Genomic DNA, 8,890 nt, shown 5'->3' with positions numbered 1-8,890 from the left:
CATTTGACGAGCTCGGGAAAAATATCGCGCTCGATGATCTCGGGCCGCGCCTGTCGCCAGTCCTCCCAGGGGAAGAAGCGGTACCAGGGTTCGAACGAAGCCCCCGGCGCGCGCGCCGCGTTGCCGGCCGGGCGCGTTAACGCCAGATAGCCGATCGAGGCGACATGGGCGTCGGTGTCGCCGGGCTCGGTATTCCGGCCCCGATCGCCGAACGTATAGAGCTGCTCGACATAGCCGAGCCGCAATCCGGCCTGCTGTTCCACCCAGGCGCGCAGCCCGATCTCGAAGGTGCGGTGCGCGACCGCATCGAATGGGCCGAACGGCAGGCCAGCGAGCTTGTCACCGTCGCTGCGTGACGCGGTCAGGATCAGCGGCTCATTCTGCTCGATCGCGACGATCGCCGCGGTCAGGCCGATCTCGATCGGCGTCAGGAGCTTGTCGCTCATCTCACGGCGTTCATGCGAATCAGTCGAGATGGACGCGGAACGGCACGCCTTCAACCATCATGCTGGCGGGTCCGATATCGTCGAGCGCGCGTAGCATTCGCCCGTCGCGGCCGAGCGCCTTGTCGGCCAGGCTGACGATCAGCCGGTTCGGATTGGCGATGGGGGAAGCGGCGCGGATCTGGCGGGCGATGGTCATCTCGTCGCGGTGCGGGTTGAGCGCGCAGGCGGCCGCGAAGGCGCTCGCGGTCGAACGGCTGACGCCGGCATAGCAGTGAATGACCAGCGGCGCGCTGCGGTCCCAGCTCCGCACGAAGTCCAGGACCAGCGCGACATGGGCTTCCGAAGGCGCGACAAAACCATCCATCGGCGCGACGATGTCGTCCATCGCCACTTTCAGGTGATTGGCGGCAAGCACCGAGTCCGGCCGCTGCACCTGGTCGACATTGGCCATCACCGTGAGCACATGGCTGGCGCCGGTCAGCCTCACGGTTTCGGGGAGTGCGGCGAGCGAGCAGACATGGATCATGGCGGTCTCTTGTGCGGCGCGGATCAGAGGGCGGGGCCGTGTAAGCAGGTTCCGGCACGCCATTCAAGGCCGCTTCAACGGCCGCGTCAGGGCTGCAGCGCCTTGAAGCGGGCAAGAAATCGCTTCTCGGCCTTGGCCGCGCTCCATGGTGTCAAATAATCCTGCCTGGTCGTGTCCGGTAGGCCCGGATCGCGGCCGAACAGCCGTTTCGCCTCGGCTTGATCGAAGCCGGCGAGTTCGGTCGCCTCCAGATAGGCCGCGCCGCGATCGGCGGCCTTGATCTGCCGCTCGATCTGCGCGCTGAGCACGGGCGGCAGGCCGAAGCGGATGTGGATCGCCCCCAGCAGCCGTTTCTCTACCGCCTTATAGTCGCCGCCGAGCACCGCCTTGAACGGCGAGATCATGTCGCCGACGACATATTCCGGCGCGTCGTGCAACAGCGCGGCCAGCCTGATGCGGTCGTCGACCCGCGGCGATTGCGCCCGCATCACGGCTTCGACCAGCAGCGTGTGCTGCGCGACCGAGAAGATATGCGCGCCTTTGGTCTGGCCGTTCCAGCGCGCGACCCGCGCCAGGCCATGGGCGATGTCGGCGATCTCGATGTCGAGCGGCGAAGGATCGAGCAGGTCGAGCCGCCGTCCCGACAGCATCCGCTGCCAGACCCGGGTCTTTGTCAGAACAGGCTTTGTCAGAACAGGCTCGGTCAGCCCAGGTTTGGTCAGCACAGCTCTGCCCGGCGCAGGTTTGGCGACGGTCATTGGACGTTGAGGCGCGGCGCGCGGCGTTTGACGCCGCAGGCCTCATGACAGAAGCAGGTGACGAGATGGTCGTTGACCATGCCGGTCGCCTGCATGAAGGCGTAGACGATGGTCGGGCCGACGAATTTGAAGCCGCGCGCGGCAAGCTCCTTCGAGATCTGGATCGATAGCGGCGTCGAGGCCGGCACGCTCGCGGTGGTCTTGAACTGGTTGATCTTCGGCGTGCCGCCGACGAAGTCCCACAGCCATTTGGAGAAGCCCGGTCCGTCCTCCATGACCTTGAGGTAGGATTTGGCGCTTGCGATCGTCCCCTCGATCTTGGCCCGGTTGCGAACGATGCCGACATCGTTCATCAGCGCGTGGATCTTCCTGTCGGTGTAGCGCGCGATCTTTTCCGGCTCGAAATCGTCGAACGCACGGCGAAAATTGTCGCGCTTGCGCAGGATGGTGATCCAGGACAGCCCGGCCTGGAAGCCGTCGAGGATGAGCTTTTCGTAGAGCGCGCGGTCGTCATATTCCGGGACGCCCCATTCGGTATCGTGATAGGCGACATAGAACGCATCGTCGCCCGGCCACGGGCATCGGAGCTTGCCGTCAGGATGCAATCGCGCGGACCGGCTCATGCGACGGGTTGTTTTGCCGCAATCTGCAGATCATCGGGGTTGGCAAGATGAAGCGTAAGGCCGCCGGCGGTCAGCGCCAGGCCGGCGTCCAGAGCTTCGGCTGCGCGATCGATCCGGAGCAGCGCCAGGCCGTTGCCGCCTGCGGTCGAGCCCATGGTCCCGACCGCCTTGTCGCCAGCCAGGATCGTGGCGCCGGCTTCCGGCGAAGGACCATCGAGCGCGACGCGAACAGTGCGGGTGCGCGCGGTACCGCGATGCTGCATCCGCGAGACAACTTCCTGTCCCACATAGCAGCCCTTTTTGAAATCGACGCCGTGCAGCCGGTCCATGTTGGTTTCGTGCGGAAAGGCGTCGCTGTAGATGAAATCCATGCCGCCGCGCGGCACACCATGGGCGATGCGAACCGCCTCGTAGGCGGCGGCCTCAACCAGATCGGCGCCGATCAGATCGGCGACCTTTTGGGCGAGGGCGATGGGTGCGATAATCCGCCAGCCGAGCGCCGGCTCGCGCGGATCGGCGAAGGCAAGATCCGGCCGCACCGCGGGCTCGCCATCCCACGCCGCGATCACGCCGAGACTCTCCGAAAGGTTCTCGATTCCGACCTTGGCGCGCATCTTGTACATGCCGAGCCGCTCGGCGAGCGCTTGCGCCACCGCGCGCGGGCAGTCGAGCAGGAAACCGCCGCCGTGACCGGACGGCACTTCCGTGATCAGGAAGTCGGCGATGATCTTGCCCTGCGGCGTCAGCAACGCGCCAAACCGGCCAAGGCCGGGCTCGAGCTTCGCCAGATCCGTGGTGATGAGGCCATTGAGGAATTTGCGTGCGTCCTCGTCAGACACCTTGACCACGCCGCGGTCGGGAAGAAACGCTGCTTTCATGGCACTCACTCTTGAAGTTCTTGTTGAAACGAAACTAGCGGATATCGCTGCGGAAAGTAAGGCGCTAAGCTCGGCCCGGCAGGGGTCATGCAGTCATCCAACGGCCTGAACCGGGCGCTGAGGAGCGATGAGTCAACGATTTGAAACTATTCTAAGATCCGGCACCGTGGTCAATCAGGATGGCGAGGCTGTCCGCGACATCGGCATCGCCAATGGCCGGATCGCGGCGATCGGCGCGCTCGGAGGCGCCGATGCCGCCGAGGTGATCGATTGCAAGGGCTTGCACGTGCTGCCTGGCGTGATCGATACGCAGGTGCATTTCCGCGAGCCGGGCCTCACCCACAAGGAGGACCTGGAGACGGGATCGAAGAGCGCGGTGATGGGCGGCGTGACGGCGGTGTTCGAAATGCCGAATACCGATCCGCTGACCGTTTCGGAGGCGACCTTCACCGCCAAGGTGAAGCTTGGCCGGCACCGCATGCACTGCGATTTCGCCTTCTACATCGGCGGCACCCGCGACAACGTTCAAGATCTGCCCGAACTGGAGCGGTCGCCGGGTTGCGCCGGCGTCAAGGTGTTCATCGGGTCCTCCACCGGGGCGCTGCTGGTCGAGGATGACGAAAGCTTGCGCCGGATCCTTCAGGTGATTCGCCGCCGCGCCGCCTTTCATGCCGAAGACGAATATCGCCTCAACGAACGCAAGCCGCTCCGGATCGAGGGCGACCCGCGGTCGCACCCGGTGTGGCGCGACGAGACCGCGGCGCTGCGGGCGACGGAGCGGCTGGTCAGGCTCGCCCACGAGACCGGCAAGCGCATCCATGTGCTGCATATCTCGACCAGGGAGGAGATCGCGTTCCTGCGGGACCACAAGGATGTCGCCTCGTGCGAGGCGACCCCGCATCACCTGACGCTCGCCGCGCCCGAATGCTACGAGCGGCTCGGCACCCACGCGCAGATGAACCCGCCGGTGCGCTCGGCCGAGCATCGCGACGGCATCTGGTCCGGCATCGCGCAGGGCATCATCGATGTGCTCGGCTCCGATCACGCCCCGCATACACTTGAGGAAAAGGCCAAAACCTATCCGGCCTCGCCCTCGGGCATGACCGGGGTGCAGACGTTGGTGCCGGTCATGCTCGATCACGTCAATGCCGGGCGACTATCATTGGCGCGCTTCGTCGATCTGACCAGCGCGGGGCCGGCGCGGCTGTTCAACATCGCCTGCAAGGGCCGCATCGCCGCCGGCTATGACGCCGATTTCACCGTGGTCGATCTCAAGCGCAGCGAGGTCATCACCAATCAGTGGATCGCCTCGCGCGCGGGCTGGACGCCCTATGACGGGTTGCGCGTCACCGGCTGGCCGGTCGGTACTTTTCTGCGCGGCCGCCGCGTGATGTGGCAGGGCGAACTGCTGATGCCGTCGACCGGCGAGCCGGTGCGGTTCCTGGAGGCGTTGAGGCCGTAAGAGTTGAAGCCGTAAGATATGGCTGTCTCGCCGGCGAACGCGGGCGATCTGGTCCATGGCGACGGTTTTGAGCGAAACGACGGCCTCTGGAGTCCTGGGTCGCCCGGTCAAGCCGGGCGATGACGGCTGCCGTTTGGCCGCGGCCTCACTGCTTCGCCAGCGCGATCGAAAATTCGCCGTTGCGGACGCGCCCCGGCAGGCCCTCGACGAAGGTCGCGACCGCATCCTCGCCATAGGTTCCAACCAGTTCGGCGAACGCGGCAAACAGGCTCGCCTGCGCCAGGCAGTCGCCGTCGACCCCATCATGGCGCGCATCGGCCCAGGCCTCGTTGAGGTAGTTCAACGCTGTCTGCTTCTGCTCGTGATCGGGCAGCGGCGCGCGCGCAAGACCGAAGGACGTTGGATGGGTCATGATTGCAACGGAGGCTGGCTTTTGAGTCCCAGGGCGGGACGGCTAACGCGCCGAGCTGTAGCATGGGCCGCCCGTTCGGCCAGCCAGTTCTTAAGAAAGGGTTAACGGCATCGCAGAAACTCGATGGTATTCCGGGTCTGTCGCGAGTGAAAACCAGTGTCCACCCATCGGGTCGTCGCCTGAGGACATGCTTTTCCGGATCATGCTCAGTTGGCGTAGCGCGCCGTCAGATCCCGGGAGATTTTCGAGCCCTCGTCGACATAGCGGCGGATCGCGACGATCGCGGCCGGTGTGCAGGTGCGGTAGGTCTGCTGGAAGCCGTTATAGCCGCGGTTGAAGCCCGCGATCATGCGGGCGCGGCGATCGCCCGAGGGCGTCTCGGCGTCGATCAGCGCCTGCATCTCGTTGCGCCATTTGCCGCCTTCATTGCTGCCGCAGATGCCGCGCAGATAATGCAGGGTTCCGAGAATTTCGGCCAGCCGCTGCAGGTCGCCGTCGAACGGCGCCGCCGCGTCCTCGGCCCGCACGGGGCCGCAGAGGCTGGCGACAAGGACGAGGGCGGCGAACAGGCGTTTCGGCATGGAGGCGTCCGGCAAGCCCGCTGGATAGCCTCTTCAAGGCGTTGGACGCAAGGCTGGGACGAGCGGCAAATCGACCTATAGCAAACGACGGGCGGCCTCGATCACCTCCGGCAGGCCGCCGGTCAGGTTGAGATTGCCGAATTCGCCCGGGGGCAGCCATCTGAAGTCGTCGAGTTCCTGGTTCACGACGGGCTCCCCGGCAATCCAGCGGGCCGCGAACGACATGATCAGATAATGGCCGCCGCCACTCGGCGCCGGCAGCACCTCGCGCCAGCCGGCCAGCCCGATGATATCGATTTTCAGCCCGGTTTCCTCGTCGACCTCGCGGTGCAGGGCAGTCAGCAGGGGTTCGCCGAATTCGACGCGGCCGCCGGGCAACGAGTAAAACCCCCTGGCAGGTGAACGCGCCCGCCGCGCCAGCAGAATCCGGCCATCGCGAAAGATCGCCGCGCTGACCGCAAGCTGTGGATAGGCAGGCGGCAACGGAGGCGCCTCCGGCATCAATGGCTCATGATGTAATCGACGTCGCCTTCGGAACCGCCGTTGATGATACCACCGGCCGCCGCCACCAAGGGCCTGACCCAGCCGACGGCCTGCTCGGCGAGCTTGGCGCGGGTGGTGGGCTGCTGGGTTTCGCGCATCGCTTCGTGCACCGCGACAAGGATGGCGGTCATGGTTCCCGTGACATTGTCGAATTCGGCGCGAACGCCGACATCGGCTTCCTCATACGCCGAAATCGCCAGATCGCGCGCGCTGAAATTGGACGCCGTGAAGTGTTCGGCATAGGACAAAGGATGCCACAACAGGAAATCCTCGGCGCATTCCGGAATGTCGGGAATCATTTCGAGCAGCATCACGGCTTCGTTGAAATGATTCATGTAGTCCGTGGCGAGCCCGGTCCGCGGATTGATATTGGCGGCCTTGAGCTCCGCGGCGCGGGCTTCGCTGAATGGCGTGCGATCGGGTCGCACCGTGGCGTGAGCGGTCATGGACATCGGTCGCAGTGTTAGCAATGGGGGTTAAAAGGTGCTGAAGGAAGACATATCCTGATATCACAATGTGCGGACGTTTCGTAATTACCTCACCGCCGGAAGCGCTGCGGCAAATGTTTGGTTATCCGGAACAGCCAAATTTCCCGCCCCGGCATAACATCGCACCGACGCAGCCGGTGCCCGTCGTCATCATTGAGCATGATGGCAGGCATTTCCGGCTGATGCGTTGGGGGCTGGTACCCGCCTGGGTCAAGGACCCCCGTAAATTTACGCTGTTGATCAATGCGCGATCGGAAACGATCGAAGCAAAGCCGGCGTTCAGGAACGCGATCAAGCGGCGCCGCTGCCTCGTCCCGGCTGATGGCTATTACGAATGGCAGGCCTCCACCCGCGGCAAGCGGCCCTTTTTCGTCCACCGCCGCGATGGGCGCCCGTTCGCGCTGGCCGCGCTTGCGGAAACCTGGATGGGGCCGAACGGCGAGGAACTCGACACCGTGGCGATCGTGACGGCGCCGGCGAGCGCGGACCTTGCGCCCTTGCACCATCGCGTGCCGGTGACGCTGATGCAAGGCGATTTCGACCGTTGGCTCGATTGCCGCGCTTTCGATGTCGACGCGGTGATGGGCCTTTTGACCGGGCCGGCCGAAGGCGACTTCGCCTGGCATGAGGTGTCGACGCGGGTCAACAGCGCAGCCCATGACGATGCGCAGTTGCTGCTGCCGATCTCGGAGCAAGAGCGCGCCGCGGAGTTGGAACCGAAGCCGGCCAAGAGAGCAGTGCGCAAGGTCGCGCCCGCGACTCCCGATGACGGGCAGGGGTCGTTGTTCTGAGGTCGGGGTCGATTTGTCGGCGAACTCTTGACGGCCAACAAACCGTCATTGCGAGCAGCGAAGCAATCCATCTCACGGCAAAAGGAAGGATGGATTGCTTCGTCGCTTCTCCTCGCAATGATAGTGTGCGAGGTTTTCCAACTTCATCCTACCTGAAAATATGCAGCGCGGCGTATTGCAGGAGCATGATGGTCTTGGCGTCGACGATGCGGCCGTCGCCGATCATGGCGAGCGCCGTGTCGAACGGCAGTTCCAGGACTTCGATCTCCTCGCCTTCGGAGGCCAAGCCGCCGCCGGCGCCGATCCGCATCTCGGGCTCGTATTCGGCGACGAAGAAATACAGCTTTTCGGTCACCGCGCCCGGGCTCATGAAGGCCTCGAACACTTTCTTGACCTCGCGCAGACGGTAGCCGGTTTCCTCTTCCGCCTCGGCGCGAATCCGCGCTTCCGGCGAGGCATCATCGAGCAGGCCGGCCGCAGCCTCGATCAGGAGATCATCATAACCGTTGACATAGGCGGGATAGCGGAATTGCCGCACCAGCACGACCGTGCGCTGCGTGAGGCTGTAGGGCAGCAGCGCCGCGCCATTGCCGCGGTCATAGGTTTCGCGGTGCTGGGTCTGCCACCCGCCATTGTCGCGCCGCCATTCGAAGGTGGTCGTCCTCAGCGTGTAATGATTGTCGGACAACAGGCGGACGTCCTTGACGCGGATACGGTCGGATACGCTCATCCTGGCTGCCGATCGATGGCGGTCATGGCGTCAGGTCGCGGCCGTCGAGCCACTTCGCGTAAATCAGCCGCTTCTGCTCGCCGAAACCGATCTGCTCGTAGAAAGCCCTAACCGTGTCATTGTCGGGGCGCACCATCAATTGCAGCTTTTCGATGCCGGCCTCGCGCAGCCAGTCCTCGGCTGCGTTCATGATGGCGCGGCCATAGCCTTTCTGGCGATGGGCGGGATCGACCGCGACATAGTAGACCCAGCCGCGATGGCCGTCATGGCCGACCAGCACGGTTGCGGCGATGCTGTCGCCGTCGCGGCCGAGCAGGATCGCCGCGTTTGGTCCGCGCCGCGCCAGCGCGATGTCGGCTGCGGGATCGTTCCACGGCCGGACCAATTCGCAGCGCTGCCAGAGCGCGATCACGGCTGCGACGTCGGCATCCTCGATAGCCGCAATGGTGATTGCCGGCTTTGCGATGTCCGGTGGCGCGTTCATAGGACCTTGCCCGGATTCATGATGCCATGCGGATCGAGCATCGCCTTGATGGCGCGCATCAGCGAGATCGCGACCTTGTCCTTCACGTCGGGCAGTTCATCGCGCTTCAGCACGCCGATGCCATGCTCGGCGGAGATCGAGCCGCCCATGCGCAGCACGATCTCGAAC

Annotated in this window: 13 protein-coding genes and 1 pseudogene; 2 read left to right on the top strand and 12 right to left on the bottom strand. The window is 64.7% G+C overall.

What is annotated here, in order from left to right; all coding sequences use genetic code 11:
* The 5 genes and pseudogenes from WCB02_RS25815 to WCB02_RS25795 form a co-directional block, all read right to left on the bottom strand.
* A pseudogene (locus tag WCB02_RS25815) lies at positions 1-446 on the bottom strand (NAD regulator); the annotation flags it as partial.
* Positions 447-465: 19 nt separating this feature from the next.
* The gene (locus WCB02_RS25810) at positions 466-972 is read right to left on the bottom strand and encodes a tyrosine phosphatase family protein (protein WP_423962589.1); all 507 of its coding nucleotides are present in this window, start codon (positions 970-972) and stop codon (positions 466-468) included.
* Between the two features lie 86 nt (positions 973-1,058).
* Positions 1,059-1,622 (bottom strand): hydrolase, encoded by a 564-nt coding sequence (locus WCB02_RS25805; RefSeq protein ID WP_423962591.1) that lies wholly within the window; start codon positions 1,620-1,622, stop codon positions 1,059-1,061.
* Between the two features lie 104 nt (positions 1,623-1,726).
* The gene (locus WCB02_RS25800) at positions 1,727-2,353 is read right to left on the bottom strand and encodes a DNA-3-methyladenine glycosylase I (RefSeq protein WP_423962588.1); all 627 of its coding nucleotides are present in this window, start codon (positions 2,351-2,353) and stop codon (positions 1,727-1,729) included.
* Positions 2,350-3,231: a YgfZ/GcvT domain-containing protein gene (locus WCB02_RS25795; RefSeq protein WP_423962587.1), complete on the bottom strand. Its 882-nt coding sequence runs from the start codon at positions 3,229-3,231 to the stop codon at positions 2,350-2,352. Before WCB02_RS25795 ends, WCB02_RS25800 begins: the two co-directional genes overlap by 4 nt.
* A 127-nt stretch (positions 3,232-3,358) precedes the next feature.
* Here WCB02_RS25795 and WCB02_RS25790 point away from each other — a divergent pair, with 127 nt between their 5' ends.
* Positions 3,359-4,693, top strand: a complete 1,335-nt coding sequence (locus WCB02_RS25790) for a dihydroorotase (RefSeq protein WP_423962586.1) — start codon at positions 3,359-3,361, stop codon at positions 4,691-4,693.
* A 145-nt stretch (positions 4,694-4,838) separates the two neighbouring features.
* Here WCB02_RS25790 and WCB02_RS25785 read toward each other — a convergent pair whose 3' ends face one another.
* The 4 genes from WCB02_RS25785 to WCB02_RS25770 form a co-directional block, all read right to left on the bottom strand.
* Complete coding sequence (locus tag WCB02_RS25785) at positions 4,839-5,105, bottom strand: hypothetical protein (RefSeq protein WP_423962585.1); 267 nt, start codon at positions 5,103-5,105, stop codon at positions 4,839-4,841.
* Between the two features lie 206 nt (positions 5,106-5,311).
* Positions 5,312-5,686, bottom strand: a complete 375-nt coding sequence (locus WCB02_RS25780) for a TIGR02301 family protein (RefSeq protein ID WP_423962584.1) — start codon at positions 5,684-5,686, stop codon at positions 5,312-5,314.
* 75 nt (positions 5,687-5,761) lie between these two features.
* Entirely contained in the window at positions 5,762-6,187 is a 426-nt protein-coding gene (locus tag WCB02_RS25775; protein WP_423962583.1) for an NUDIX hydrolase, read from the bottom strand.
* Entirely contained in the window at positions 6,187-6,681 is a 495-nt protein-coding gene (locus WCB02_RS25770) for a hypothetical protein (RefSeq protein ID WP_423962582.1), read from the bottom strand. The genes WCB02_RS25775 and WCB02_RS25770 overlap by 1 nt, the downstream gene beginning before the upstream one ends.
* Before the next feature lie 62 nt (positions 6,682-6,743).
* Here WCB02_RS25770 and WCB02_RS25765 point away from each other — a divergent pair, with 62 nt between their 5' ends.
* Positions 6,744-7,508: an SOS response-associated peptidase gene (locus tag WCB02_RS25765; protein ID WP_423962581.1), complete on the top strand. Its 765-nt coding sequence runs from the start codon at positions 6,744-6,746 to the stop codon at positions 7,506-7,508.
* A gap of 148 nt (positions 7,509-7,656) precedes the next feature.
* Here WCB02_RS25765 and WCB02_RS25760 read toward each other — a convergent pair whose 3' ends face one another.
* From WCB02_RS25760 to WCB02_RS25750, 3 genes are all read right to left on the bottom strand, one after another.
* On the bottom strand, positions 7,657-8,238 hold the full coding sequence (locus tag WCB02_RS25760) for an NUDIX domain-containing protein (RefSeq protein WP_423962580.1): 582 nt from the start codon (positions 8,236-8,238) through the stop codon (positions 7,657-7,659).
* Between the two features lie 22 nt (positions 8,239-8,260).
* Entirely contained in the window at positions 8,261-8,722 is a 462-nt protein-coding gene (locus WCB02_RS25755) for a GNAT family acetyltransferase (RefSeq protein ID WP_423962579.1), read from the bottom strand.
* Positions 8,719-8,890: FAD-linked oxidase C-terminal domain-containing protein (locus WCB02_RS25750; RefSeq protein ID WP_423962590.1), on the bottom strand; the 172-nt coding region annotated here is incomplete at its 5' end. The genes WCB02_RS25750 and WCB02_RS25755, both read right to left, overlap by 4 nt.

Origin of the sequence: Bradyrhizobium sp. (assembly GCF_049581145.1) — a bacterium.
Taxonomy (GTDB): Bacteria; Pseudomonadota; Alphaproteobacteria; order Rhizobiales; family Xanthobacteraceae; genus Bradyrhizobium.
Note: the sequence above shows the minus strand (reverse complement) of the source record. Positions and strands in the feature narration are given on the sequence as shown.

Excerpts from the sequence above, each read along its gene's own strand:
- WCB02_RS25760 (WP_423962580.1), bottom strand. The coding sequence starts at position 8,238 with ATGAGCGTATCCGACCGTATCCGCGTCAAGGACGTCCGCCTGTTGTCC.
- WCB02_RS25770 (WP_423962582.1), bottom strand. The coding sequence starts at position 6,681 with ATGTCCATGACCGCTCACGCCACGGTGCGACCCGATCGCACGCCATTC.
- WCB02_RS25795 (WP_423962587.1), bottom strand. The coding sequence starts at position 3,231 with ATGAAAGCAGCGTTTCTTCCCGACCGCGGCGTGGTCAAGGTGTCTGAC.
- WCB02_RS25775 (WP_423962583.1), bottom strand. The coding sequence starts at position 6,187 with ATGCCGGAGGCGCCTCCGTTGCCGCCTGCCTATCCACAGCTTGCGGTC.
- WCB02_RS25790 (WP_423962586.1), top strand. The coding sequence starts at position 3,359 with ATGAGTCAACGATTTGAAACTATTCTAAGATCCGGCACCGTGGTCAAT.
- WCB02_RS25800 (WP_423962588.1), bottom strand. The coding sequence starts at position 2,353 with ATGAGCCGGTCCGCGCGATTGCATCCTGACGGCAAGCTCCGATGCCCG.
- WCB02_RS25780 (WP_423962584.1), bottom strand. The coding sequence starts at position 5,686 with ATGCCGAAACGCCTGTTCGCCGCCCTCGTCCTTGTCGCCAGCCTCTGC.
- WCB02_RS25810 (WP_423962589.1), bottom strand. The coding sequence starts at position 972 with ATGATCCATGTCTGCTCGCTCGCCGCACTCCCCGAAACCGTGAGGCTG.
- WCB02_RS25765 (WP_423962581.1), top strand. The coding sequence starts at position 6,744 with ATGTGCGGACGTTTCGTAATTACCTCACCGCCGGAAGCGCTGCGGCAA.
- WCB02_RS25805 (WP_423962591.1), bottom strand. The coding sequence starts at position 1,622 with ATGCTGTCGGGACGGCGGCTCGACCTGCTCGATCCTTCGCCGCTCGAC.
- WCB02_RS25785 (WP_423962585.1), bottom strand. The coding sequence starts at position 5,105 with ATGACCCATCCAACGTCCTTCGGTCTTGCGCGCGCGCCGCTGCCCGAT.
- WCB02_RS25755 (WP_423962579.1), bottom strand. The coding sequence starts at position 8,722 with ATGAACGCGCCACCGGACATCGCAAAGCCGGCAATCACCATTGCGGCT.